This window comes from Streptomyces sp. NPDC053560 (assembly GCF_044544605.1).
Classification (GTDB): Bacteria; Actinomycetota; Actinomycetes; order Streptomycetales; family Streptomycetaceae; genus Streptomyces.
Genome location: NZ_JBITXI010000010.1, coordinates 369,698 through 392,638, shown reverse-complemented (window position 1 = coordinate 392,638; position 22,941 = coordinate 369,698). Strand labels below are relative to the sequence as shown.

Annotated in this window: 26 protein-coding genes; 12 read left to right on the top strand and 14 right to left on the bottom strand. The window is 70.7% G+C overall.

The window, feature by feature from the left end; translation table 11 throughout:
- Positions 1–44: 44 nt before the first annotated feature.
- Positions 45–353 carry a hypothetical protein gene (locus ACIGQF_RS25590; protein WP_031067282.1) on the bottom strand — a complete coding sequence of 103 codons (309 nt, stop codon included), beginning with the start codon at positions 351–353 and terminating at the stop codon, positions 45–47.
- Positions 354–760: 407 nt separating this feature from the next.
- Between ACIGQF_RS25590 and ACIGQF_RS25585 the strand changes: the two genes are divergently transcribed.
- Together ACIGQF_RS25585 and ACIGQF_RS25580 are read left to right on the top strand one after the other, a co-directional pair.
- Positions 761–1,765: an NlpC/P60 family protein gene (locus tag ACIGQF_RS25585; protein ID WP_399714460.1), complete on the top strand. Its 1,005-nt coding sequence runs from the start codon at positions 761–763 to the stop codon at positions 1,763–1,765.
- Between the two features lie 230 nt (positions 1,766–1,995).
- On the top strand, positions 1,996–2,787 hold the full coding sequence (locus tag ACIGQF_RS25580) for a phosphatase PAP2 family protein (RefSeq protein ID WP_399714398.1): 792 nt from the start codon (positions 1,996–1,998) through the stop codon (positions 2,785–2,787).
- 188 nt (positions 2,788–2,975) lie between these two features.
- Here ACIGQF_RS25580 and ACIGQF_RS25575 read toward each other — a convergent pair whose 3' ends face one another.
- Together ACIGQF_RS25575 and ACIGQF_RS25570 are read right to left on the bottom strand one after the other, a co-directional pair.
- Entirely contained in the window at positions 2,976–4,505 is a 1,530-nt protein-coding gene (locus ACIGQF_RS25575) for an FAD-binding oxidoreductase (RefSeq protein WP_399714396.1), read from the bottom strand.
- 204 nt (positions 4,506–4,709) lie between these two features.
- Positions 4,710–4,913: a hypothetical protein gene (locus ACIGQF_RS25570; protein WP_399714394.1), complete on the bottom strand. Its 204-nt coding sequence runs from the start codon at positions 4,911–4,913 to the stop codon at positions 4,710–4,712.
- Between the two features lie 139 nt (positions 4,914–5,052).
- Here ACIGQF_RS25570 and ACIGQF_RS25565 point away from each other — a divergent pair, with 139 nt between their 5' ends.
- Together ACIGQF_RS25565 and ACIGQF_RS25560 are read left to right on the top strand one after the other, a co-directional pair.
- Positions 5,053–5,910: a hypothetical protein gene (locus tag ACIGQF_RS25565; protein WP_399714391.1), complete on the top strand. Its 858-nt coding sequence runs from the start codon at positions 5,053–5,055 to the stop codon at positions 5,908–5,910.
- 177 nt (positions 5,911–6,087) lie between these two features.
- Positions 6,088–6,300 (top strand): hypothetical protein, encoded by a 213-nt coding sequence (locus tag ACIGQF_RS25560; protein ID WP_399714388.1) that lies wholly within the window; start codon positions 6,088–6,090, stop codon positions 6,298–6,300.
- Positions 6,301–6,423: 123 nt separating this feature from the next.
- Here ACIGQF_RS25560 and ACIGQF_RS25555 read toward each other — a convergent pair whose 3' ends face one another.
- Positions 6,424–6,813, bottom strand: a complete 390-nt coding sequence (locus ACIGQF_RS25555) for a metal-sensitive transcriptional regulator (RefSeq protein ID WP_399714386.1) — start codon at positions 6,811–6,813, stop codon at positions 6,424–6,426.
- Between the two features lie 219 nt (positions 6,814–7,032).
- On the opposite strand from ACIGQF_RS25555, the gene ACIGQF_RS25550 reads away from it, so the two are divergent.
- Both ACIGQF_RS25550 and ACIGQF_RS25545 read left to right on the top strand, forming a co-directional pair.
- Complete coding sequence (locus ACIGQF_RS25550) at positions 7,033–7,653, top strand: DUF47 domain-containing protein (protein ID WP_030267458.1); 621 nt, start codon at positions 7,033–7,035, stop codon at positions 7,651–7,653.
- A 9-nt stretch (positions 7,654–7,662) separates the two neighbouring features.
- A complete protein-coding gene (locus ACIGQF_RS25545) occupies positions 7,663–8,661 on the top strand; it encodes an anion permease (RefSeq protein WP_399714384.1) in 999 nt (332 codons plus the stop codon).
- Positions 8,662–8,817: 156 nt separating this feature from the next.
- On the opposite strand, the gene pstB is transcribed toward ACIGQF_RS25545, so the two are convergent.
- The 4 genes from pstB to pstS form a co-directional block, all read right to left on the bottom strand.
- Positions 8,818–9,597 (bottom strand): phosphate ABC transporter ATP-binding protein PstB, encoded by a 780-nt coding sequence (pstB, locus tag ACIGQF_RS25540; protein WP_361558903.1) that lies wholly within the window; start codon positions 9,595–9,597, stop codon positions 8,818–8,820.
- Between the two features lie 58 nt (positions 9,598–9,655).
- Complete coding sequence (pstA, locus tag ACIGQF_RS25535) at positions 9,656–10,738, bottom strand: phosphate ABC transporter permease PstA (protein WP_399714381.1); 1,083 nt, start codon at positions 10,736–10,738, stop codon at positions 9,656–9,658.
- On the bottom strand, positions 10,735–11,730 hold the full coding sequence (gene pstC / locus ACIGQF_RS25530) for a phosphate ABC transporter permease subunit PstC (RefSeq protein WP_399714379.1): 996 nt from the start codon (positions 11,728–11,730) through the stop codon (positions 10,735–10,737). The genes pstA and pstC overlap by 4 nt, the downstream gene beginning before the upstream one ends.
- 96 nt (positions 11,731–11,826) lie before the next feature.
- Positions 11,827–12,948 carry a phosphate ABC transporter substrate-binding protein PstS gene (gene pstS, locus ACIGQF_RS25525; RefSeq protein WP_399714377.1) on the bottom strand — a complete coding sequence of 374 codons (1,122 nt, stop codon included), beginning with the start codon at positions 12,946–12,948 and terminating at the stop codon, positions 11,827–11,829.
- 374 nt (positions 12,949–13,322) lie between these two features.
- Between pstS and ACIGQF_RS25520 the strand changes: the two genes are divergently transcribed.
- Both ACIGQF_RS25520 and ACIGQF_RS25515 read left to right on the top strand, forming a co-directional pair.
- On the top strand, positions 13,323–14,393 hold the full coding sequence (locus ACIGQF_RS25520; RefSeq protein WP_399714373.1) for an NlpC/P60 family protein: 1,071 nt from the start codon (positions 13,323–13,325) through the stop codon (positions 14,391–14,393).
- A 348-nt stretch (positions 14,394–14,741) separates the two neighbouring features.
- Positions 14,742–16,163: a PP2C family protein-serine/threonine phosphatase gene (locus tag ACIGQF_RS25515; RefSeq protein ID WP_399714370.1), complete on the top strand. Its 1,422-nt coding sequence runs from the start codon at positions 14,742–14,744 to the stop codon at positions 16,161–16,163.
- A 51-nt stretch (positions 16,164–16,214) separates the two neighbouring features.
- Here ACIGQF_RS25515 and ACIGQF_RS25510 read toward each other — a convergent pair whose 3' ends face one another.
- The 3 genes from ACIGQF_RS25510 to ACIGQF_RS25500 form a co-directional block, all read right to left on the bottom strand.
- Positions 16,215–16,559: a DUF2516 family protein gene (locus ACIGQF_RS25510; RefSeq protein WP_399714367.1), complete on the bottom strand. Its 345-nt coding sequence runs from the start codon at positions 16,557–16,559 to the stop codon at positions 16,215–16,217.
- A 102-nt stretch (positions 16,560–16,661) separates the two neighbouring features.
- A complete protein-coding gene (locus ACIGQF_RS25505) occupies positions 16,662–17,315 on the bottom strand; it encodes a hypothetical protein (RefSeq protein WP_399714364.1) in 654 nt (217 codons plus the stop codon).
- A gap of 28 nt (positions 17,316–17,343) precedes the next feature.
- A complete protein-coding gene (locus tag ACIGQF_RS25500; protein WP_399714362.1) occupies positions 17,344–17,838 on the bottom strand; it encodes a helix-turn-helix domain-containing protein in 495 nt (164 codons plus the stop codon).
- A gap of 168 nt (positions 17,839–18,006) precedes the next feature.
- Here ACIGQF_RS25500 and ACIGQF_RS25495 point away from each other — a divergent pair, with 168 nt between their 5' ends.
- From ACIGQF_RS25495 to ACIGQF_RS25485, 3 genes are all read left to right on the top strand, one after another.
- Positions 18,007–18,765, top strand: a complete 759-nt coding sequence (locus ACIGQF_RS25495; RefSeq protein WP_399714360.1) for a class I SAM-dependent methyltransferase — start codon at positions 18,007–18,009, stop codon at positions 18,763–18,765.
- 165 nt (positions 18,766–18,930) lie between these two features.
- Positions 18,931–19,917, top strand: a complete 987-nt coding sequence (locus ACIGQF_RS25490) for an aldo/keto reductase (RefSeq protein WP_399714358.1) — start codon at positions 18,931–18,933, stop codon at positions 19,915–19,917.
- 52 nt (positions 19,918–19,969) lie between these two features.
- Positions 19,970–20,377 (top strand): RNA-binding S4 domain-containing protein, encoded by a 408-nt coding sequence (locus ACIGQF_RS25485; protein WP_399714354.1) that lies wholly within the window; start codon positions 19,970–19,972, stop codon positions 20,375–20,377.
- Between the two features lie 126 nt (positions 20,378–20,503).
- Here ACIGQF_RS25485 and ACIGQF_RS25480 read toward each other — a convergent pair whose 3' ends face one another.
- Entirely contained in the window at positions 20,504–20,917 is a 414-nt protein-coding gene (locus tag ACIGQF_RS25480; protein ID WP_399714352.1) for a VOC family protein, read from the bottom strand.
- Between the two features lie 121 nt (positions 20,918–21,038).
- On the opposite strand from ACIGQF_RS25480, the gene ACIGQF_RS25475 reads away from it, so the two are divergent.
- On the top strand, positions 21,039–21,620 hold the full coding sequence (locus tag ACIGQF_RS25475) for a TetR/AcrR family transcriptional regulator (RefSeq protein WP_399714349.1): 582 nt from the start codon (positions 21,039–21,041) through the stop codon (positions 21,618–21,620).
- 127 nt (positions 21,621–21,747) lie between these two features.
- On the opposite strand, the gene ACIGQF_RS25470 is transcribed toward ACIGQF_RS25475, so the two are convergent.
- Both ACIGQF_RS25470 and ACIGQF_RS25465 read right to left on the bottom strand, forming a co-directional pair.
- Positions 21,748–22,311 carry an NADPH-dependent FMN reductase gene (locus ACIGQF_RS25470; RefSeq protein WP_399714346.1) on the bottom strand — a complete coding sequence of 188 codons (564 nt, stop codon included), beginning with the start codon at positions 22,309–22,311 and terminating at the stop codon, positions 21,748–21,750.
- 161 nt (positions 22,312–22,472) lie between these two features.
- The gene (locus ACIGQF_RS25465) at positions 22,473–22,904 is read right to left on the bottom strand and encodes an ankyrin repeat domain-containing protein (RefSeq protein ID WP_399714344.1); all 432 of its coding nucleotides are present in this window, start codon (positions 22,902–22,904) and stop codon (positions 22,473–22,475) included.
- Between the last annotated feature and the right edge of the window lie 37 nt (positions 22,905–22,941).

The window sequence follows — 22,941 nt, the reverse complement described above, 5'->3', positions numbered from 1 at the left end:
ACGGCAGCGGCCGCGCGGCCCGGCGGAGGGGACGTTTCGGCCTGCTAGACCGCCATGCCGTAGACGATGGTGAAGAGGGTGCCCAGTGACCCGATGATGAAGACGCCGGTCAGGCCGGCGACGATCAGGCCCTTGCCCTGTTCGGCGCTGAAGGTGTCGCGGAGGGCCGTGGCGCCGATGCGCTGCTTCGCCGCGCCCCAGATCGCGATGCCCAGGCAGAGCAGGATGGCCACTGCCATCACCACTTCGACCATCACGCGGGCCTCGTTGCCCAGGCTCCCGAACGGGCCCCAGTCCGGGGCGATTCCGCCGATAATGGTGGTGATGTCGCCCTTTTCGGCCGCAATGAACATTTGTGAACTCACCGCCCCAATTGGGTAGTTGTCTCCCGTACCACATGGCACGGCCAGTCTCTATCTTCGCTGACGATTGCCCGTGACGATGTCGACTTGGCGTCAAACTTTGGCGGATCCCGTGTGGGCGGCGGGAGCAGGGGTGCGCACGTCGCCCACAGGGCCCATTATTCTCACCGTGTGTACCATGCTTGGTCACTCTGAGCAATATTGAGGCGGGAAGTGAACACGCAGCGCGGTCGGTGCAGGGGGCGCCGCTGACGTGCGGTCAATGTGCCGCCGCTCCGGGGCCAATGGGCCGCTGAGCGGCGGGCGGTGTCGCGCGGTACCCGTGGCGTGAGACGGGGCGGACAGGTGAACGGTTCGTCGGTAGCCTGACGGGGATCGATGTGGGGGTGAGGGGTGCAGTGCGCAAGGTCTGGGTGGGGACAGGGATCGGCACCGGCCTCGGTGCCGGCTTTCTCGCACTGCTGATCATCGGTACGTACGCAGCGGCCGGCGGTATCGGCGGCGCCGCGGGGCGGGCCGTCGGCCTGGCCAAGGGGTCGGTGCCGGCGGCGTACCAGGCACATGTGCAGAAGTGGGGCGCGCTCTGTCCCGCGATCAACCCGGCGCTGCTCGCCGCGCAGTTGTACCAGGAGAGCGGCTGGAACCCCAAGGCGCAGAGCCCGGCGGCGGCGCAGGGGCTCGCGCAGTTCATCCCCGGCACGTGGGCCACGCACGGCGTCGACGGTGACGGCGACGGAGACAAGGACGTCTGGGACCCGGTGGACGCGATCGCGTCGGCCGCCTCGTACGACTGCGAACTGGCCAAGTACGTGAAGAACGTCCCCGGGGACGCCACGCACAACATGCTGGCGGCGTACAACGCGGGCGCCTACCGGGTCATCCAGTACGACGGCGTGCCGCCATACCGGGAGACGCAGAATTACGTCAAGGTCATCACGACCCTCGCGAAGAGCTTCGAGGCGCCGGTCCAGAACGTGGAGCCCTCGCAGCAGGCGGCCGGCGCGATCTATTACGCACAGAAGAAGCTCGGGACGCCGTACCTCTGGGGCGGCAACGGAACGGCGGACCAGGGCGGCCGGTTCGACTGCTCGGGTCTGACGAAGGCCGCTTTCAAGACGGTCGGCATCGAGCTGCCCCGTGTCGCGAACGACCAGTGGAACGCCGGGCCGCACCCGAAGCGCGACGAACTGCTCCCCGGCGACCTGGTGTTCTTCGCCCACAACCTGAACGACCCGCGGTCGATCCACCACGTGGGCATCTATGTGGGCGGCGGCTACATGATCAACGCTCCGTACACGGGCGCGGTGATCAGATTCGACAAGATCGACACCCCTGACTACATCGGCGCCACTCGCGTCACAGAAGATGGCGCAAAAGCGCTCCCCCGTCGGAACGCTGCGTGAACATGGGGCCTGAGCTGCGGCGATGAGTCAAGCTTCGATAACGTCCTGGTGATCATCCGGTGGAAAGTGGAACGTCGTGCGGGTGCATGACGTTTCCTTGGAGTGGGTGTGAGAGGCACTGCGGAGCGGGCTGTCGAATGACGCGGCCGGCACGGCACTGCTCGACGACCACGGGGGTTGGCAGCACTCGGATGGCGCTCGCGCGCGCGAAAGGTTAGGGGCCGCGGCACATGGCTGGACTCGCACTGGACGGGTCGAACCCCGACGTTGGCCTGCTCTATGAGGTCAACGGCCTCGCCAAGGACGCTCCGCACTGGTTCGACCAGGTGATGGAGTACGTCGGCGAGTACGGCATCATCGCCGGGCTGGCGATTCTCTGTCTGGTCGCCTGGTGGGGCGCCCGCAAGAAGTCCGACGCGCCCGCCGCGGTGGCGGGCCTGGTCTGGGCACCGCTGGCGGCCGGTATCGCGCTGCTGGCCAACATCCCGATCCGGGAGTTCGTGGCCCGGCCGCGTCCCTTCAAGGACCACTCGGGCCTGCAGGTCCTGGTGGAGGGCAAGAACGACTTCTCGTTCGTGAGCGACCACGCCACGCTCACCATGGCCGTCGGCGTCGGCATCTTCATCGCGCACCGCAAGTTCGGGCTGGTGGGCATCGCGCTCGCGCTGCTCGAAGGGCTGTGCCGGGTCTACATGGGCGTGCACTACCCGACGGACGTCATCGGCGGATTCGCGCTGGGTACGGCGGTCGCGCTGCTCTTCGCGCCGCTGGCGCAGGCGCTGCTGGTGCCGTTGATGAAGGCGATCGCGGCCTCCCGTATCGGGGCGCTGGTCCAGGTGCCCCGCGCGGGGACGGCGCACGCGGGCGGAGCGGGCGAGGGGGACGGCGCGGCTGTGACGGACGCGTTCGGGCCCGCGGGGGCGGCCGGTGCCGTCGGGGCCGGGGGCCCCGACGGGTTTCCGGAACCGCCGGGCGCGCCGCGCGACGGCCGCGTGAACCGCGACAAGGACCTCGCGGCCTGACGGTCCCGTCGCCCGACGGACGATCCGCATCTCGGCCCCGCCCGGACACCGGGCGGGGCCGACGCGTATCCACCGCCGGCCGGGCGCCGCAGCCCGCCGCGGAGCCCAGCCCGGCGCCGTATCCGCCGCAGGCCCCTGGGCCCGCCCCGGGCCCAGGGGCCCCGCAGCACGCCGTGGCCCGTACCTCGCTACAGCGCCTGCGGGAACGTCCGGAACAGGTGCTTCGGGTCGTACGTCTGCTTCACCTCGGCCAGCCGCCCGGCGGCCGCCCCGTAGTACGCCTTCTTCCAGTCCTTCAGGGCCGGGTCGGCGTAGTTCTGGTAGGCGGCGCCCGAGGCGTACCGGCGCATCGCGGTGTGCATTCCGGCCAGCCAGGCGTTCTGGGCCTTGCCCGTGCCGCTGGGTGCCCAGGAGGCGAGGTACTGCGCGAGGAACCGCGAGCGGCGGTGCACGAAGGCGGTGGCGGTGGGCTGCACGCGGTTGATCGCGCCACCCAGGGCGGTGAAGGCGACGTTGCCGTTGACGCCGTTGCGGCCCGCGCGCTCGATCTGGTCGAGGACCGTGCGGATGCCGGCCGCGCTCAGCGAGCGGTCGAAGAAGTCGGAGCGGGCCGCGTAGGTCTCCCGGCCCAGCTGCCCGGCCGGGTTCCGCCCGGGGGTGCTGCCCGGCTGGTGGCACTGGGCGGTGGTCTTCGAGGCGCAGCCCGCGTACGCCTCCATGGCGTCCAGGTACGCCTTCGGCTTGAGCGAGACGGAGGACGCGGGGCCGGGGCCGCCCGCGCGGTCGGCGAGCTTGTCGACGGCGTTCTGGAGGTCGCGGTACGAGCCGAGCGAGAACGCGGCGACGGAGACGGTCGGGGTGGCGCCGGGCCGGGCGTCCAGGTGGCAGCTGGACCAGATCTCGTCGGCCTGGTCCGGGCCCCACTCCTGCCAGGAGCGCAGCACGGCGGCGGCCTTGGACCAGGGCCAGGTCAGGTACGCCATCACCGCGTCCGGCGCCTTGTGCGTACGGAAGCGCAGCTCGGTGACCACACCGAAGTTGCCGTTGCCCGCGCCGCGCAGCGCCCAGAAGAGGTCGGGGTGCTCCTTCGTGTCGCAGTGCACGGTCTTGCCGTTGGCCGTGACGAGCGTCGCGCCGACGAGGCTGTCGCAGGTCAGGCCGTACGCGCGGGAGACGACGCCATGGCCGCCGCCGAGGGTCAGGCCGGAGACGCCGACGGTCGGGCAGGAGCCGCCCGGGATGGTCACGCCGTGCTTGCCCAGGCCCTCGTAGACGTCGATGAGCTTGGCGCCGGCCCCGATGCGGGTGGTGCCGCCGGACGGCGCGGCCACCTTGGACAGCGCGGAGACGTCGACGATCAGGCGGTTGTCGCCGCTGGACCAGCCCGCGTAGGAGTGGCCGCCGTTGCGTATGGCGACGGGCGTGCCGTTCCGGCGGGCGAAGGCCAGGCACTCCGCTATGTCCCCGGCGTGCTTCACATAGGCCACGGCCGACGGCTTCAGCGTGTCGAAGCGGGTGTTGTAGAGGCGGCGCGCGGTGGCGTACGCGGCGTCGCCCGGCCGTATCAGCCGGCCGTCCAGGCCCTTGCGGAGCGCGTCCCAGGGCGTCCCTGACGCCTTCGTGGCCGCGTGGCCCGCTCCCGTACCGCCCGCGGCGAACCAGGCCGCCGTGGTCGCCGCGAGCCCGCCGCCCGCCTGCAGAATTGTGCGCCGCCTCACGGCCGCCCCCTTGCCGAACAGCGCCCGAGGCGCTTTCCCGATGCCTTCCGCCCAGCCAGATGCGGAAGTGGGGCTACGGGTTCCGCCGGGGAGGGCGCGCGGGAGGTGACGGAGGGTGCTTCGGGGGCGTGCGGGGCGCTTTGCCCCGGTCTCTCGGGGCAGTGGTCCCCGGTGGCCCGGGGCAGCGGCGGTCGGTGGCCGGGGTCAGCGGTCGCCGGCGGTGTGCCGGTCGGCGTCCGTGCGGGCCTGGGAGCGCGCGCGGCGGGCGGGGCCCGACCAGCCGCAGTTGCAGCGGGCCAGACAGAAGGCGCCGCGCTCGACGGTGGAGGTGCGGTGGCCCCCGCTCGCGCCGCTGCCGGCGCTGTCGGGTTCGGCGGTCTGCTGCGGGTCCTGGGTCAGGTACGGCACATCACCACGCTACTGCCGGTTGTACCGGGCGGGCGTGACGGGCCAGATGAACGGTCGTTGAACGAAATGGTTGCCCGATGCCGGCCGCGCCACGCGGCGGCGGGACGGCGGCGCGACACCGGCAGGGGGCCCGTGCGCGATGGTGGTGCAGGACAGACGGATCGGCGGAGCCGTCGCCGCCGCCACGGCGGCGGGGCTGGCGCTCGGGGCCGGCCTGCTGGCATCGGGATGTACGACGGACGGCGCAGCCGCCGATGACGCTCCCGCGGGCCCGCCCCCCTCGGTGACGCTCCGGCAGGCCGCCGACACCTTGGTACGCGCGGCCACCTCCCAGGTCCGTACGTCGCTGGAGACCACCAGTGGCGGCACCCGCGTCGCCATCAGCGGCACCGGCCACTACGACTACCGCCGGGGCGCCGGCCGGCTGCGGCTGGTGCTGCCGGAGCCGGCCGGCCCGGACGGCCGGCTGCGCAAGCCGATCACGGAGATCTTCGCGCCCGGCGCGCTCTACATGAAGAACCGCGGCGCCGGGGTGCCCGCCGACAAGTGGGTGCGGGTGGACACCACCGCGCTGTCCGACGGCAATCTCGTCACCGGCGGCGCGACCGATCCGATGGCAGCGGCGGAGCTGCTGCGCGGCACCCGCCGGGCGACGTACGAGGGGGAGAAGCGGCTGCGGGGCGAGCGGGTGCGGCACTACCGGGGCACCGCCGACATCGGGGTGGCCGCCGACGCCGCCTCGAAGGGCACCGGGCCCTCGCTGACCGCGGCCGAGAAGGGCTTCACCACCGACGTGGTCCCCTTCGACGCGTATCTGGACGAGGCGGGGCGGCTCCGCAAGGTGCAGTACCGGTTCTCCTTCGCCAACGGCTCGCCGCGCGGCACGGAGGTGACGTCGACGGTCGGGTACAGCCGCTTCGGGGCCGCAGCGCCGGTCGAGCTGCCGCACCGCGAGGACATCTACACGGGCCGGGTCGCGGCACCCGGCAGCGGCTGACGGCGCGGGGAGAGCGCCGGCGCCAGGCCGTGCGGCTGCGCGACCGGACCCGCAAACCGGTCCGGCGGGTCGGCGTAAATGGTCCATCCGTGCCATGCGCGGGGTGTGCGCCCGTCCCTACCCTTGGTGGTAACCGCCAGAAGAGTGGCATGGGCCTCGAAGGAGGAGGTGTTGTACGTGGCGCCGCACCGCAGTCAGACGACTCAGGACCACGTGGCCCTCATCGAGATCGATCTGGCTGGTGAGTTGATGATCGCGGCGGCGACGTCCCCCGAGGACCGCCTCAGTCCGGACCGGATCGACGAGGTACTGGACGTGAGCGCGGACCGTGGCGACAGAAGGACCGCGGCGGAGGCGCGACAGCGCTCCGCGACCGCCGACCGGGCGTGACGAACGTCCGTTTTCGGCCGCGGCCCCGGCGTGGAATTCGTCACGCCGGATCACTCACCCGCACGACCGGACCAGCAACCGGGGCCCTGACCCTGCCCCGCTCCGGCCGGTCGCTGACGCGGGTCAGGTGCGCAGCATGCGCTCGATCGCCCTGGTCGCTTCCTTGACCTTCTCGTCGATGGCCTCGGGGCCCTTCACGGCCGCGTCGGCGACGCAGTGCCGCAGGTGCTCCTCGAGAAGCTGCAGGCCGAAGGACTGCAGGCCCTTCGTGCTGGCCGAGACCTGGGTGAGTATGTCGATGCAGTAGACGTCCTCCTCCAGCATCCGCTGGAGGCCCCTGATCTGCCCCTCGATGCGGCGCAGCCGCTTGATGTGGGCGTCCTTCTGCTGTGCGTACCCGTGGATGCCCAGGTCGTGATTTGTCACGGCATTGGGGTCGCCCTGCGGTTCCGTGCCGTGGCAGGACCCGGCGGCAGCGGTGGTGCCATCGGTCTCGGAGTCCGTGGTCGGCATGGGCTTCTCCCCTGGTACGTAGCCGGTTCATATACCCCTGGTGGGTATATGTTACAGAATTTCGCGCGCGAGAGAGATACCCCGCGCACCTCGCGGGGCAGGTACCCCGTGCAGAGCATGCTGCCCGATGGGCGACACTGAGGTAATGCCGGTTAGCAGTGGCTGGATGATGCGCCTAGCATCAACTCGACCGAATCCGATGCACCCCGAGGATTTCACGTGCGCTTTCGTCTGACCCCCAGGGAGACGAGCTTCTACGACATGTTCGCCGCCTCCGCGGACAACATCGTCACGGGCTCCAAGCTCCTGATGGAACTGCTCGGGGCGGACGCCTCCGCGCGGGCAGAGATCGCCGAGAGGATGCGAGCGGCGGAGCACGCGGGGGACGACGCCACCCACGCGGTGTTCCACCAGTTGAACTCCTCGTTCATCACGCCGTTCGACCGCGAGGACATCTACAACCTCGCCTCGTCGCTCGACGACATCATGGACTTCATGGAAGAGGCCGTCGACCTGGTCGTCCTCTACAACGTCGAGGAACTCCCCAAGGGCGTCGACCAGCAGATCGAGGTCCTGGCGCGGGCGGCCGAGCTGACCGCCGAGGCCATGCCGAACCTGCGGACGATGTCCAACCTCACCGAGTACTGGATCGAGGTCAACCGGCTGGAGAACCAGGCCGACCAGATCCACCGCAAGCTGCTCGCGCACCTCTTCAACGGCAAGTACGACGCCATCGAGGTGCTCAAGCTCAAGCAGATCGTGGACATCCTCGAAGAGGCGGCCGACGCGTTCGAGCATGTGGCGAACACCGTCGAAACCATCGCGGTGAAGGAGTCCTGAGCCCCGGCCATGGACACCTTTGCGCTCGTCGTGACCATCGCGGTCGCGCTCGGATTCACGTACACCAACGGCTTTCACGACTCCGCGAACGCGATCGCGACCTCGGTCTCGACGCGTGCGCTGACGCCGCGGGCCGCCCTCGCGATGGCGGCGGTGATGAACCTCGCCGGTGCCTTCCTGGGCAGCGGGGTCGCCAAGACCGTCAGTGAGGGCCTGATCGAGACGCCCACCGGCAAGCAGGGGATGATGATCCTCTTCTCCGCTCTGGTGGGCGCCATCGCGTGGAACATGATCACGTGGTACTTCGGTCTGCCCTCGTCCTCCTCCCATGCGCTCTTCGGCGGCATGGTGGGCGCGGCGCTCGCCGGCTCGTCGGTCGTCTACTGGTCGGGCGTCTGGGAGAAGATCGTCCTCCCGATGTTCCTGTCGCCGCTGGTCGGCCTGATCGTCGGCTACTTCGTCATGGTCGCCATCCTGTGGATGTTCAAGGGCGCCAACCCGCACAAGGCCAAGCGCGGCTTCCGTATCGCGCAGACGGTCTCGGCGGCGGGCATGGCGCTCGGCCACGGTCTCCAGGACGCCCAGAAGACGATGGGCATCGTGGTGATGGCGCTGGTCATCGGCGGTGTCGAGGGCCACGGCGACCCGATCCCGATCTGGGTGAAGATCGCCTGCGCCGCAATGCTGTCGCTCGGTACGTACGCGGGCGGCTGGCGCATCATGCGCACCCTCGGCCGCAAGATCATCGAGCTGGACCCGCCGCAGGGCTTCGCGGCCGAGGCGACCGGCGCGTCGATCATGTTCAGCACCGCGTTCCTCTTCCACGCGCCGATCTCCACCACCCACGTGATCACCTCCGCGATCATGGGTGTGGGCGCGACCAAGCGGGTCAGCGCGGTCCGCTGGGGCGTCGCCAAGAACATCATCCTGGGCTGGTTCATCACCATGCCGGCGGCCGGCGCGGTGGCCGCCGCCTCGTACTGGGTGGTGAACCTGGCGTTCGGCTGAGCCGGCCGGCCCGTCGGGCGCGGGTGAACGCGCGCAGACATGATGAGGGCCCGCCCCCGTTCCCGGGGGGCGGGCCCTCGTCCTGTGGTGGCACCGCCATGCAGCACCACAGGACACTCGGCATGCCGGTCGCCGTGCCGCCGGAGCGGCGGCGACTCAGCCGAAGCGGCCGGAGATGTAGTCCTCGGTGTCCTGGACCGACGGGTTGGAGAAGATCCGCTCGGTCTCGTCGATCTCGATGAGCTTGCCGGGCTGGCCGACGGCGGCCAGGTTGAAGAACGCCGTACGGTCCGAGACGCGCGCCGCCTGCTGCATGTTGTGCGTGACGATGACGATCGTGAAGCGCTCCTTGAGCTCCCCGATCAGGTCCTCGATGGCGAGGGTGGAGATCGGGTCGAGCGCGGAGCAGGGCTCGTCCATCAGCAGGACCTGCGGCTCGACCGCGATGGCGCGGGCGATGCAGAGGCGCTGCTGCTGGCCGCCGGAGAGGCCGGAGCCGGGCTTGTTCAGCCGGTCCTTGACCTCGTTCCAGAGGTTGGCGCCCTTGAGGGACTTCTCGACGACGTCGTTCAGCTCGGACTTCTTCTTCACCGCGCCGTTCAGCCGCAGACCGGCCGCCACGTTGTCGAAGATCGACATGGTGGGGAACGGGTTGGGGCGCTGGAAGACCATGCCGACGGTGCGGCGGACGGCGACCGGGTCGACGCCCGAGCCGTAGAGGTTCTCGTCGTCCAGCAGCACCTTGCCCTCGACGCGGCCGCCGGGGGTGACCTCGTGCATGCGGTTCAGGGTCCGCAGGAAGGTGGACTTGCCGCAGCCGGAGGGGCCGATGAAGGCCGTCACCGAGCGGGGCTCGACGGTCATGGAGATGTCGTCGATGGCCTTGTGGCTGCCGTAGAAGGCGGAGAGGCCGCTGATGTCGATTCGCTTGGCCATGGGAATCACTGCTTCTTTCTGGTGGCCCCGATTCGGCGGAGCCGCATCATCGGGTGCCTTAACGGCCGGTCTTGGGGGCCTTCCAGCGGGCGATGCCGCGGGCCACCAGGTTGAGGATCATGACGAAGGCGATGAGGACGAGGGCCGCGGCCCAGGCGCGGTCGTAGCTCGCGTCGGAGCCCTGCTGCCACTGCTGGTACACGTACAGCGGCAGGGACTGCTGGGCGCCTTCGAAGGGGTTGTTGTTGATCGTCTTGGCGCCCCACACCAGGAGCAGTACCGGGGCCGTCTCGCCGGTGATCCGGGCGATGGCCAGCATGACGCCGGTGGTGATGCCGCCGATGGAGGTGGGCAGGACGACCTTGAGGATGGTGCGCCACTTCGGTACGCCGAGGGCGAGGGAGGCCTCGCGCAGCTCGTTCGGTACCAGCTTGAGCATCTCCTCCGTGGAGCGGACCACGACCGGCATCATCAGGATGGCCAGGGCCATGGCGCCGGCGAAGCCGGAGGGGCCGAAGCCGAGGATCAGGATCCATACCGACAGGACGAAGAGGCCGGCGACGATCGAGGGGACGCCCGTCATGACGTCGACGAAGAAGGTGACGGCCTTGGCGAGCCTGCCGCGCCCGTACTCGACCAGGTAGATCGCGGTGAGCAGGCCGATCGGCGCGGCGATCAGGGTGGCCAGGCCGACCTGCTGGAGGGTGCCGGTGATCGCGTGGTTGATGCCGCCGCCGACCATGGCGTCCGGCAGGGTGCCCATGGAGTGGGTCAGGAAGTAGACGTCCAGGACCTTGCTGCCGCGGACGACGGTCTCCCAGATCAGGGAGGCGAGCGGGAGGACGGCGAGCAGGAAGGCGATCCAGACCAGGCTGGTGGCCAGCCGGTCCTTGGCCTGCCGGGCGCCCTCGACCTTCGCGGCGACCGCGTACGTACCGACGATGAAGAGCAGTGCGGCGATCAGGCCCCACTGGATCTTGCTGTCCAGGCCGGTGCCGAGCCCGATGCCGACGCCGACGGCGAGCGCGACGAGCGCGAAGACCGGGGGCGACCAGCGCGGCAGCCGGGCCTGCTGGAGGGAGACGGGGGGCAGCGGTGCGCTGTCCGCCACGGGGCGCTTCTCGGTGATGACGTTGCTCATGCGTTGGCCCCCGAGTACTCCTTGCGGCGGGCGATGATCAGGCGGGCCGCGCCGTTGACCAGCAGGGTGATGACGAAGAGGACGAGGCCGGAGGCGATCAGCGCGTCCTGGCCGAAGGTGTCGGCCTCACTGAACTTGCTGGCGATGTTCTGGGCGAACGTGCCGCCGCCCGGGTCCAGCAGGCTGAGCCCGATGAGGAAGCTGGGGGAGAGGACCGTGGCGACGGCCATGGTCTCGCCGAGCGCGCGGCCCAGGCCCAGCATCGAGGCGCTGATGATGCCGGAGCGGCCGAAGGGCAGCACCGACATGCGGATGACCTCCCAGCGGGTGGCGCCGAGGGCGAGCGCGGCCTCCTCGTGCATCTTGGGCACCTGGAGGAACACCTCGCGGCTGACGCTGGTGACGATCGGCAGGATCATGATCGCCAGCAGGATGCCGACGGTGAACAGCGAGCGCGCGGCGCCCTGGGAGTAGCTGAAGATCCCGGTCCAGCCGAGGTAGTCGTCCAGCCAGCTGTACAGGCCGCTCAGGTGCGGGACGAGGAAGAGGGCGCCCCACAGGCCGTAGATGATGCTGGGGACCGCGGCGAGCAGGTCGATGACGTAGCCCAGCGGCGAGGCCAGCTTGCGCGGCGCGTAGTGCGAGATGAACAGCGCGATGCCGACCGCTACGGGGACCGCGATGACCATCGCGATGATCGAGCTGACGACGGTGCCGAAGGCGAGGACGGCGATGCCGAACTTCGGCTCGGCGCCGCTGGGGTCCCACTCGAAGGTGGTGAAGAAGTTGGCCTTGTCGCCCTGGATGGCGAGGACCGAGCGGTAGGTGAGGAAGGCCGCGATGGCGGCCATGATCACCAGCAGCGCGATGCCGGAGCCGCGCGAGAGACCGAGGAAGACACGGTCACCGGGGCGTACGGACTTGCCGCTGACCTCGGAGGGCTCTGCGGGCGCTGCGGGGGGTGGGTTCTGGGGTATCGCTGAGGTATCCATGGGTTTCTCCGGTCTGCGGAGCCGGTGGGGCTCCAGGCGGCGGTGCACCGGACGGGCGGCGGCCTGCGCGTGGTGCGCCGGCCGCCGCCCGGTGGGTCAGGAGAGCGACGAGACGGCCTTGCGGACCTTGCTCGCGATCTCGGTGGGCAGCGGCGCGTAGCCCTGCTCCTTGAGGGTGGCCTGGCCGTCCTCGCTGGCGAGGTAGGTCAGGAAGGACTTGGTGGCGGGCAGGGTCTCGGCCTTGTTGCCCTTGTCGCAGGCGACCTCGTACGTCACCAGCGTGATCGGGTACGCGCCCTCGGCCTTGGTGGTGTAGTTCAGGTCCAGGGCCAGGTCATTGCCCTCGCCGACCTGCTTGGCCTCGGCGATGGCCTTGGAGGCGTTCTCCACGTCGGCCTCGACGGGCTTCTGGGCGCCGGTGTTCAGCTTGACCGTGTCGATCTTGCCGGCCGTCGCGTAGGACAGCTCGAAGTAGGAGATCGCGCCGCTGGTCTGCTTGACCTGCGAGGAGACGCCGGAGGAGCCGGAGGCCGCCTGGCCGCCCTTGCCCTCCCAGGTCTTCGCGGGCTCGTGCGGCCATGCCTTGGGCGCGGCGCCCTTGAGGTACTTGGTGAAGTTGTCGGTGGTGCCGGAGTCGTCCGAGCGGTGGAACGCCTGGATCTTCAGGTCCGGCAGCTTGGCGCCCGGGTTCAGTTTCTTGATCGCCGGGTCGTTCCAGTTGGTGATCTTCGAGTCGAAGATCTTGCCGAGGGTCTCGGCGTCCAGGACCAGGTTGTCCACGCCCGGAACGTTGTAGCCGACCGCGATCGGGCCGCCGACCATCGGCAGGTTGATGGCCTCGCCGCCCTTGCAGATCTTCTTGGACTTGGCGACCTCCTCCGGCTTGAGCGCCGAGTCGGACCCCGCGAAGGCGGTCTGCCCCTGGAGGAAGGTGGTGATGCCGGCGCCGGAGCCCGTGGGCTGGTAGTTGATCTCGGTGTCCTTGCAGGCACCGGAGTAGTTCTGCACCCAGACGTCCATGGCGTTCTTCTGTGCCGAGGAGCCGGACGCGAGCAGCTTGCCCTTGCCGTCGCACTTGATGTTCGCGGCCTTCGCGGACGAGGCGCCGGGGCCGCCGGAAGTGTCGTCCGAGCCGCACGCCGAGAGGGCCAGGGCTCCGGAGACGGCGAGAGCGCCAACCGCGAGGGCGCGAACCCGGTTCTTGCGCTGAAGCTTCACTGTCGAAGGTTCCTTCCTGGGGCCCGCCGTGGTCAGTGGCGTGCTGGGCCGTGAAATGAATCAGGTGAGAGGTGTCCAGCTATGCGGTGCGTCGTCCACCTCCGGGGCATGACGCGCACTCGGTAAGGCCGAAATTAGGCAGATCAGGTGAAGGCGTCGATGGAGGAGAGTGAACGAGGGGTGAACCTCGGCCGTCGGACGGGTGCGGCCGGTATTGCCCGCTCCGCACCGGGCCGGGCGGTGATCTCCCGGAAGAAGCAGTGCACTGCTCTTCTGTATTACCGACCGGTATGGCAGCATCCGCGCCTGAGGCCCGCCCCAGGGCGGTGCGCTCGCGCCCGACGACGCGTACGGCGAGTGACCGGAGGTGGCCCATGAGCCCGGTGGAACGGCGGAACGTGGGACGAGGCGCGGCGGCGGCCCGCGCGGCCGTGGTGCTGTGCGTGGCGGGCGTCCTGGTGGGCGCGGCCCCGGCGGCGTACGCCGATCCGGCCCCCGACGGCAAGCGGGACCTGGAGGATGTACGCAAGCGCATCGACGACCTCTACCGCCGTGCCGAGCGGGCCACCGACGCCTACAACGGCGCCAAGGAGCAGGTCGAGCGCCAGCAGAAGGAGATCGTGAAGCTGGCGAAGGACATCGTCAGCACCCAGGAGCGGCGCAAGCAGCTCAAGAAGCGGGCCGGCTCGCTGGCCAGCGCGCAGTACCGGGGCGGCGGGCTGCCCGCCGAGGCGAAGCTGATGCTGAACAGGGACCCGGAGGGGTTCCTCGACAACGCCACGCTCGCCCGCAAGGGGCAGCACGCGGTCCGGACCGTACTGGGGCAACTGGCGCGGACCGAGGACGACCTGCAGGGCTACGCGCAGGACGCCTCCGAACGCTGGGACAGGCTGGAGAAGGAACGCAAGAAGAAGGCCGCGGCGAAGAAGGACATCGAGAAGAAGATCGACGCCGCCGAACGGATCGAGTCACAGCTGAAGGCCGAGGAAAAGGAGCGGCTGAAGAAGCTGGAAGAGGACCGGGCTCACCGTGCGCAGACGAAATGGCTGGACTCCGGAATTCTGCGGGAGATCGGCGGGGACGCCTCCGCACAGGGGAAAAAGGCCATTTCCTATGCCACCGCGCAGATCGGCAAGAATTACGTATGGGGCGCGGAGGGCCCGGACACCTTCGACTGCTCCGGACTCACCATGCGGGCATGGGAAGCGGCCGGCCGGACCATTCCGCGTACCTCGCAGGAACAGTGGCGGCAGCTGCGCCGTATCGACATCGACGACATGCGCCCCGGTGATCTGATCATCTATCACGAGGACGCCAGCCACGTGGGGATGTACCTCGGCGACGGGGCGATCGTGCACGCCCCGCGGCCCGGCCGGCAGGTGACGATCGCGGGGGCCGGTTCCATGCGGATTCTGGGCGTCGTACGGCCGGACGCGAAGGGCTGAGTCGACGCGCCGTATCGCGGTGCGTGCGTGCCGTGGCCGCCCGGCGATTCCGGCATCCGGCCGAAACAACCCCGTCACTGTCCGGTAGCCCAGCGTGTGCCCGGGGGTGATGTTCGTCATTCCGCATTTCTCCCGGGGAGGGCCAAAACGCTTCCCCACCCCGGTATATGCCCCTGGCGGCGTGCTGTACGCCATTCCGTACGGGCCCGTACTGGCGCTAAGGTCGCCTTCCAGTGCCCGGTGGCGCACCGCTCGTACCGACCAATGAGCGGCGCGGAACCGGGCACGGTGGTGCGCCGGTCGGTCACCGCCGCCGCACCCTCGGGGGGAGGGAAGGAAACAGAGGACATGTCCGTACCCGGTCCGCGTGAGCGCACGGCCGTGCTGCCCCAGGCGGCAGGCCCGCTGAACGGCGCGCCCGAGCCCGCGCGCCCGGCGCAGGGGGACGCCGCGCGCCCGCACGACGGCGCCGCCCCGGCGGACACCGAGCCCACCGCCCCGGCCCCCGGCCCCGCGGATTCCCTGAGCCCGGCCGCGGCCGGGAACGGCAGCCACGGGCTGACCCTGCTGGTGATCGGCGACGACCCGACCAGCTCCGTCCCCGAGATGTCCGACGGCCAGGGCCACAAGGTCCGGGTCCGCACCGCCCGCAACCTCACCGAGGCCCAGCGACTGCTCACCGACGACGTGCACTGCGTCCTGCTCGACCTGGCGGCCATGCCGAGCCAGGAAGCGCGGGAGCCCGGCGACCGGGAGAGCCGCGCCGAGGCCGACGAGACCGGCACGCCGGACGAGCTGGAGCCGCTGCGCGCGGTCCTGCGGCTCGCCCCGCGCCACGCCGTCCTCGCGCTGACGGCGGAGGCGGACGCGGAGCGCGGCGCCGAGGCGGTACGCGTCGGCGCCCAGGACTACCTCCCCCGCGACCAGCTCGACGCCAGGGTGCTCAGCCGGGTCGTGCGCTACGCCGTGGAACGCAAGCGCGCCGACCTCGCGCAGCGCCAGCTCACCGAGTCCCGGCTGCGCGCCCAGGAGAACGCCCGGCTGGAGCGCGGGCTGCTGCCCACGCCGCTGCTGGACGGCTCCGACCTGCGCTTCGCGGCCCGGTACCGGCCCGGGCGCAGCCGCGCCCTGCTCGGCGGCGACTTCTACGACACCGTCCGCACACCGGACGGAACAGTTCACGCCATGATCGGTGACGTCTGCGGGCACGGCCCCGACGAGGCGGCCCTCGGCGTCGAACTCCGCATCGCCTGGCGCGCGCTGACCTTCGCGGGCCTGTGCGGCGACGAACTGCTCTCCACCCTGCAGCGGGTGCTGGAGAACGAGCGGGACAACGACGAGATCTTCGCGACGCTGTGCACCGTGGACATCGCGCCGGACGGGCGGAACGCCGGGGTCTGCATGGCGGGCCATCCGGCACCGCTGCTGGCCAGGGCCGGCCGCGCGCCGCGCCTGCTGCCGTTCGAGAGCGGCGGCCCCGCGCTCGGCCTGCTGCCGCGCGCCCGCTGGCCGCGCCACCAGGTGACGCTGGGCGGCGCCTGGAGCCTGCTGATGTACACCGACGGCCTGATCGAGGGCCGGATCGGGGACGGCAACCAGCGCCTCGGCCAGGACGGCATGGTCGACCTGGTCGCCGCCAAGATGGCCGCGGGGCTGCGCGGGGAGGCGCTGCTCGACGCCGCCGTCACGGAAGTGCGCGACCTCAACGGCGGCGAGCTGACCGACGACCTCGCGGTGCTGCTGCTGAACCGCGGGGAGGCCTGGGGCTGACCGCCGGGGCCGGCCCGTCAGGGGCCTGACCGGTCGGGTCCCCTCAGGGCCTCAGCGGCCGCCGTTCCACGGGCCGTACGGGCCGTCGGAGCTGGAGCCGCCGCGGCGCGGGCCCTTGCCGCCGCCGGAGACCTGCTTGAGCGCGGGCCGGACGTCGACCATGTACACGATCGTCGCGATCAGCCCGATGATCGGCAGGAACGACATGATCCCGAAGAGTACGTTCACCAGCGTCGCCAGGCCCAGAATGATCAGCCAGAACGGCTTCGTCTTCTTGTCGGCGGCGCGGTAGGCGTCCTCGCGGCGGATGGCGGAATCGATGAACGCGAACCCGCTGAAGACCAGCATGGCCAGCGAAAGCAGCCACAGCAGATTGTTGAACCCCTGGATCAGCACGCCGTTCCACCACCCGTTGACTGTCGGACTGTCCCCGTCACCGTACCGGTAGAACGGGCCGGGCACGTCCAGCGTGCCCGGCCCGCTCCGTTGGTCCGTCGCTCACTTCGACGGCGGCGTGGTCTTCTTCGCCGTCGTGGTCTTGCGGGCGGCGGGCGCCGTCGGCGTCGTCTTCTTCGCCGGCGCCGGCTTGGCCTCCGTACCGGCCTTGGCGGCGGCCGGCTTGCTCTCCCCGGCCTTCGCCGGCTCGCTCTTGACCGCGGCCGGCTTGGTCTCCGCGGCCTTGGCCCCGGTCGGCTTCGGCTCCGTCCTGGGCTCCGGCTCGATCGCGACCGCGAGGTCCTCGACCTCCTCGGCGACCTCACCGCGCCAGGTCTGCACGGCGCGCTGCCCGCGCTCGGCCAGCTCGTCGTAGGTCTCGCGGGCCTTGACGGCGTACTCCGCCGCCCGGCCGACGCCCTGCAGCGCGAGGTCCTGGGCCTGCTCGCGGATCTTCTTCAGGTCGGTGTCCAGGGAGCCGAGCAGCTCGTAGAACTTGTCCTGGGCCTCCTTGGCCTGCTTGGACACGCGGTCCTGCACGGCCTTGGCCTCGGTGGAGCGCACCTCTTCGAAGCGCTTGGGCGCCTCGGCGCGGAGCCGCTCCACCAGCCCCGGCACCTCCTTGAGCTTCTCGCTCGCGAGATCCGCGGTGCCGGCCAGGGCGTACAGGGGGGTGGGGTCGGTCACCTTCTTGACGATGTCGTCGGTGATGGCCATGCCGTTCTTCCTCCTGGAATCGGATTGCTCAGGTGGCGTGCGGTTCGCCGTCGGCCCCACGGGTGCCCTTCTTGCCCTTGCCCGTACCGCCTTGCCGCTCGTCGTCGCCGCCTTGTTCGCCTTCCGGCGCGGGCCGGTCGAGGTCCAGCCCCTCGGCGCGTGCGACGTCCGAGCTGTAGCCGTTCTCCTTGCGGAACGACTCGTAGATCTGCAGCAGCACCTGCTTCTGCTTCTCGTTCAGAGCCGGATCGGTCAGGATCGCGCTGTGCACTTCCAGGCCGTCCGGGTCCCGTCGTTCGTCGAGGATCCCCGCCTGGACGTACAGCGTCTCGGCCGAGATCCGCAGGGCCTTCGCCAGCTGCTGCAGGATCTCCGCGCTCGGCTTGCGCAGACCGCGTTCGATCTGGCTGAGGTACGGGTTGGACACCCCGGCGGCATCGGCGAGCTGCCGGAGGCTCAGCTGCGCGTTGCGCCGCTGCTCCCGCAGGAACTCCCCGAGATTGCCGACGTTGAGTGATGCCATGTCCCCGATCGTGCCTCCGTTCGCTAACTTTTGCAAGCAGCCGCTAGCAAAAGTGTTCCGTGTCATGCGCGGCCGGGCGCGCCGGGCGCTTGGTCGACGTCATGGTCGGCACGGGCACGCGGGCGGAAATCGTTTGCCGCCGATCGGGAGCGGCGCGAGGATGCGGGGATGGAGCGCGGTTTTGACGATCTGGTGGCCGAGGCTGCGGAGGTGTCCGTGGCCGGCTGGGACTTCTCCTGGCTGGACGGACGGGCGACAGAGGCACGGCCCTCGTGGGGATATCAGCGACTGATGGGCGAGCGGCTGGCCGGCGCGTCGGCCGCGCTGGACATCCAGACCGGCGGGGGCGAGGTGCTCGCCGGGGCGCCGAAGCTGCCTCCCGTGATGGTCGCCACCGAGTCCTGGCCGCCGAACGTCACCAAGGCCACCCGGCTGCTGCACCCGCTCGGCGCGGTCGTCGTCGCCGACCCGGACGAGCCGCCGCTGCCCTTCGCCGACGGCGCGTTCGACCTGGTGACGAGCCGGCACCCGGCAACGATCTGGTGGGCGGAGATCGCCCGCGTACTGCGCCCCGGCGGCACGTACTTCGCGCAGCACGTGGCACACGAGAGCGTCTTCGAACTCATCGAATACTTCCTCGGGCCGCAGCCCGAGGCCCGGCGGGGGCGCCACCCCGACGACGAGCGCGCGGCGGCCGAGGCGGCCGGGCTGGAGATCACCGACCTGCGGTTCGAGCGGCTGCCCATGGAGTTCCGCGACATCGGCGCGGTCGTCTACTTCCTGCGCAAGGTGATCTGGATGGTGCCCGGATTCACCGTCGAGCAGTACCGCGACCGGCTCCGCGACCTCCATGAAAAGATCCGCGCCGAGGGGCCGTTCACCGCCCACTCCACCCGCTCCCTCTTCGAGGCCCGCAAACCGGAGTGACGACGCGCGCTGCCTTCCGAGGCGCGCGAGTCGGGTAGAGGGCAGACCGACTTCCCCTCCCCCCAAGGGGTTTGACTTGGAGTGCGCTCCAACTCCTACCGTCCCTGACGTGAGCCCGACACGGTCCTCGCCCACGGGGGACGGGGCACTTCCAGGAGGTTACGCATGACCGGCATTCCTACTCGGCAGCTCGGCGATCTGACCGTCTCGGCCCAGGGGCTGGGCTGCATGGGGATGAGTCACGGGTACGGCGCTTCGGACGACGCGCAGTCGATCGCGACCATCCACCGCGCCCTCGACCTCGGCGTCTCTCTCCTGGACACCTCCGACTTCTACGGGGCCGGGCACAACGAGGAGCTCGTCGGGCGGGCCGTCGCCGACCGCCGCGACCGGGCGGTGATCGCCACCAAGTTCGGCTTCGCCAACAAGCTCGGCGAGCCGACCGCGATCCGGGGCGATGCCGCGTACGTACGCCAGGCCTGCGACGCCTCGCTGCGCCGACTCGGCGTCGACCACATCGACCTGTACTACCAGCACCGCGTCGACCCCGAAGTGCCGATCGAGGAGACCGTCGGGGCGATGGCGGAGCTGGTCGCGGCGGGCAAGGTGCGGCACCTCGGCCTCTCCGAGGCGAGCGCCGCGACGATCCGGCGGGCGCACGCGGTGCACCCGATCGCCGCGCTGCAGAGCGAGTGGTCGCTGTGGACGCGCGACCTGGAGCAGGAGATCGCGCCGGTCTGCCGGGAGCTGGGCGTCGGCATCGTGCCGTTCTCGCCGCTCGGCCGCGGCTTCCTCACTGGCCGGTACACGTCCGTGGAGGGAATGGCGGAGGGCGACGTACGCCGTACCCAGCCGCGCTTCGCCGACGGCAACCTGGAGCGCAACCTCGCCATCGTCGAGAAGCTGGACGAACTGGCTGTGGAAAAGGGCGTCACCGCCGGGCAGCTGGCACTGGCCTGGGTGCAGCACCGGGGCGCCGACGTGGTGCCGATCCCGGGCACGCGCCGCGAGAAGTACCTGCTGGAGAACGTCGCCGCGGTCGCCGTCGGGCTGTCCGCCGACGAGCTGGCCGCCATCGACGCCGTCGCCCCGGCCGACGCGGTCGCCGGCACCCGCTACGACGAGTCGAGCCTGGCCTTCGTCAACCGCTGAGGTTTTCCACAGGCTCCCGCGCCATTCGCCGTGCCGCCGTAAAGTCGGGGACATGAGTGAGGACGAGGGGAGCGTGCGGATCGACAGCTGGATCTGGTCCGTGCGGCTCATGAAGACGAGGTCGGCGGCGGCCACGGCCTGCCGGGGCGGACACGTGCGGGTCAACGGCGAGCGCGTGAAGGCGGCGCACGGTGTGCGGACCGGCGACGAGGTCCGGCTGCGGCACGCCGGACGCGAGCGGATAGTGGTCGTGAAACGGCTCGTGAAGAAGCGAGTCGGCGCGCCGGTCGCGGTCGAGTGCTACGTCGACAACAGCCCGCCCCCGCCCCCGCGCGAGACGGCCCTGCAGGTCCCGGTCCGCGACCGGGGCGCGGGCCGCCCGACCAAGCGCGACCGCCGCGAGATGGAGCGCCTGTGGAGCCGCCCGCCCGCGCCTCCCGGCGACGAACCGAAGCAGTGAGTCGCGGGTGGCCGACGGGGGTTGGGTCGCCGACCTGAGGGATTGCATGGGGGAGGGGTGGGGGCGGGGGGGGGAGGGGCCCCGAGGGGCAGCGTCGGGGAATGTCTCGCCCTCCAAGCCGGCGCCTCACCCCCCATTCGCCGCCAGCCATTCCCGGTCCGGCTCGATGGTCTGGAGGACTTCGATGAGGATGCCCTCCGGGCTTTCGAGGTTGAAGCGGCGCTGGCCCCAGGGTTCGTCGCGCAGCGGCTCGGTGATGCGTACGCCGCGGGCGCGCAGTGCGGCTTCCTCGGCTGCCGCGTCCGCGACGAGGAAGGCGAGGCAGAGGCCCGCCGTGTCCTGGGTGCGGAAGCCCGCCGGCATGCTCTCGTGGCCGCGCTGCACGAAGTCGAGGACGTACGCGGGGTGTTCGGGGTGGTGCAGGCTGACGTACCAGCCGAGGTCGGCGACCTGGGTGAAGCCGAAGTGGTCGGTGTAGAAGCGGCTGCTGGCGGCCGTGTCGTCGCTGAGTACGGCGATACCGAGCTTTTCGAAGCGCATGCGGTTCCCTCCCGGTCGGTGGCACGATGCCGCCAACCACTCTGCTTGTAGTGACTCAAAGTACTCTAGTTGTAGTACGTTGGGTGTAGTGGTTGCAAGGGAATTGCGAGGAGGGTGCCCGGTGGTACGCAATCCGGAGCGGCGTACGGCACTGGTGGACGCGGCGATCGAGGTACTGGCGCGGGACGGTGCGCGCGGCCTGACGTTCCGCGCCGTGGACGCGGAGGCGGCCGTGCCGAAGGGCACCGCCTCCAACTACTTCGCCAGCAGGGACGCGTTGCTCGCGCAGGTCACGGGGCAGATCCATCAGCGCATCGCGCCGGACCCGGACGAGGTCACCGAGGTCATGAAGGCGCCGCACGGACGTGAGCTGGTGACCGAGCTGATGGGCTGGATCAACCGCAGGGTGACCGCGAACCGCACCGGCTACCTCGCGATGCTGGAGCTGCGCCTGGAGGCCACCCGGCGGCCCGAACTGCGCGCGGAGCTGACCGCCACCCTGCGGGGCGTATTGGAGGACGACATCCGCTTCCATGAGGAGGGCGGGCTGCCGGGGGACCGTACGGCGGTGATGCTGATGTACCTCGCGATGACGGGGCTGATGCTGGAGCAGCTCACCTTGCCGGGTGTGGTGCCGGGCGAGGAGACGGACGGGCTGATCGCCGCCCTGGTGGACCGGGTGATCCCGGACGACGACCGGTAGCCATTCTGCGAGGACCGCTAGCCGGCCTGCGAGGGCCGCTAGTCGGCCTGCGGCGACCGCTAGTCGGTCCGCGGCGGCCGGTGTCTGCCGCGGCCCTGCACGCCCCCGCCAGGCGCCGGTCCGCCCCTCAGCTCCCGTAGGGCCGGGCCAGTCGGGCGTCGCGCAGGGCGTGGGCCCACCAGGTCAGCTGGTCGAGCAGGACGGCGGCCGCGCGGTCCGGGCCCTCCGGGGCGTGCAGCCGGCCCCGGCCGTCGAAGAGCTGCCCGGCCATCGGGAGGCTGACCGTCTCGCGCACCGTCGTGGCGTGCAGTTCGGCGAAGACCAGGCGCAGTTGCTCCACGGCGCGCAGGCCGCCGGAGATCCCGCCGTAGGAGACGAAGCCGACGGGCTTGGCCTGCCACTCCGCGTGCAGCAGGTCGATGGCGTGCTTGAGCGGGGCGGGGAAGGAGTGGTTGTACTCCGGGGTGATCACGACGAAGGCGTCCGCCGCGTCGACGCGCTTGGCGAACGCCTCCGCGTCGGGCCCGCCGCGCAGCGCGTACGGCTGGATCTCGGCGAGGTCCAGGACGTCCACTCCGAGGTCGGGGCGGGCCGCCGCGTGCCCGGTGAACCAGTCCGCGACGACGGGCGCGAACCGGCCCTCCCGGGTGCTGGCGACGATGACGGCGAGGTGGAGCGTCTCTGCAGACATGAACATGCCTCTCTGGAATGAGGTGTGGTGGCGAATGCAGAGACGACGCTAGGACCTCAATAAAACTTGAGGTCAAGCGTGATCGTGATCGGGGTGCCGTACCGGAGGCGCAGCGGCCCCCGGAGGGGCGGCTGTCGTACATCCGCCCCCGGGGCCGTCGTTCAGCCCTCGCCGAACAGCTGGAGCAGCTCCTTCTTCTCGAACATGCGGGCAGTCTCGACCGCCGACGGCGTGCCCGCGTGCGGGTCGGCGCCGTGGCTGAGGAGGAGCCGTACGACGGCGTCCTCGCCCTTGAAGACGGCGCCCGCGATCGGGGTCTGGCCGCGCTCGTTGGGCCGGTCGGCGTCCGCGCCGCGCTGGAGCAGGGCTGCGACGGTCGCTTCGTGGCCGTGGTACGCGGCCAGCATGACGAGCGAATCGCCCTTCTCGTTGGTGAGGTTGGCGGGCACCCCCGCGTCCACGTATGCGGCGACGGTGTCGGTGTCGCCCCGCCGGGCCAGGTCGAAGACCTTGGCCGCCAGCTGCAGCACCTCGGGGTCGTGCGCGTGCTCGATCGACTCGGGCCCCTGCGCGCCTGGGGTCGTCTCGCTCATGCTGTCGGCCTCCTGCTCTCGTGGTGTGCGCTTGCAC

What these genes read in the sequence shown, in the direction of transcription:
- ACIGQF_RS25590 (WP_031067282.1), bottom strand. Translation starts at nt 353, where the DNA reads ATGTTCATTGCGGCCGAAAAGGGCGACATCACCACCATTATCGGCGGA.
- ACIGQF_RS25580 (WP_399714398.1), top strand. Translation starts at nt 1,996, where the DNA reads ATGGCTGGACTCGCACTGGACGGGTCGAACCCCGACGTTGGCCTGCTC.
- ACIGQF_RS25565 (WP_399714391.1), top strand. Translation starts at nt 5,053, where the DNA reads ATGGTGGTGCAGGACAGACGGATCGGCGGAGCCGTCGCCGCCGCCACG.
- ACIGQF_RS25555 (WP_399714386.1), bottom strand. Translation starts at nt 6,813, where the DNA reads ATGCCGACCACGGACTCCGAGACCGATGGCACCACCGCTGCCGCCGGG.
- ACIGQF_RS25545 (WP_399714384.1), top strand. Translation starts at nt 7,663, where the DNA reads ATGGACACCTTTGCGCTCGTCGTGACCATCGCGGTCGCGCTCGGATTC.
- pstB (WP_361558903.1), bottom strand. Translation starts at nt 9,597, where the DNA reads ATGGCCAAGCGAATCGACATCAGCGGCCTCTCCGCCTTCTACGGCAGC.
- pstA (WP_399714381.1), bottom strand. Translation starts at nt 10,738, where the DNA reads ATGAGCAACGTCATCACCGAGAAGCGCCCCGTGGCGGACAGCGCACCG.
- pstC (WP_399714379.1), bottom strand. Translation starts at nt 11,730, where the DNA reads ATGGATACCTCAGCGATACCCCAGAACCCACCCCCCGCAGCGCCCGCA.
- ACIGQF_RS25520 (WP_399714373.1), top strand. Translation starts at nt 13,323, where the DNA reads ATGAGCCCGGTGGAACGGCGGAACGTGGGACGAGGCGCGGCGGCGGCC.
- ACIGQF_RS25515 (WP_399714370.1), top strand. Translation starts at nt 14,742, where the DNA reads ATGTCCGTACCCGGTCCGCGTGAGCGCACGGCCGTGCTGCCCCAGGCG.
- ACIGQF_RS25505 (WP_399714364.1), bottom strand. Translation starts at nt 17,315, where the DNA reads ATGGCCATCACCGACGACATCGTCAAGAAGGTGACCGACCCCACCCCC.
- ACIGQF_RS25500 (WP_399714362.1), bottom strand. Translation starts at nt 17,838, where the DNA reads ATGGCATCACTCAACGTCGGCAATCTCGGGGAGTTCCTGCGGGAGCAG.
- ACIGQF_RS25495 (WP_399714360.1), top strand. Translation starts at nt 18,007, where the DNA reads ATGGAGCGCGGTTTTGACGATCTGGTGGCCGAGGCTGCGGAGGTGTCC.
- ACIGQF_RS25490 (WP_399714358.1), top strand. Translation starts at nt 18,931, where the DNA reads ATGACCGGCATTCCTACTCGGCAGCTCGGCGATCTGACCGTCTCGGCC.
- ACIGQF_RS25485 (WP_399714354.1), top strand. Translation starts at nt 19,970, where the DNA reads ATGAGTGAGGACGAGGGGAGCGTGCGGATCGACAGCTGGATCTGGTCC.
- ACIGQF_RS25480 (WP_399714352.1), bottom strand. Translation starts at nt 20,917, where the DNA reads ATGCGCTTCGAAAAGCTCGGTATCGCCGTACTCAGCGACGACACGGCC.
- ACIGQF_RS25470 (WP_399714346.1), bottom strand. Translation starts at nt 22,311, where the DNA reads ATGTCTGCAGAGACGCTCCACCTCGCCGTCATCGTCGCCAGCACCCGG.
- ACIGQF_RS25465 (WP_399714344.1), bottom strand. Translation starts at nt 22,904, where the DNA reads ATGAGCGAGACGACCCCAGGCGCGCAGGGGCCCGAGTCGATCGAGCAC.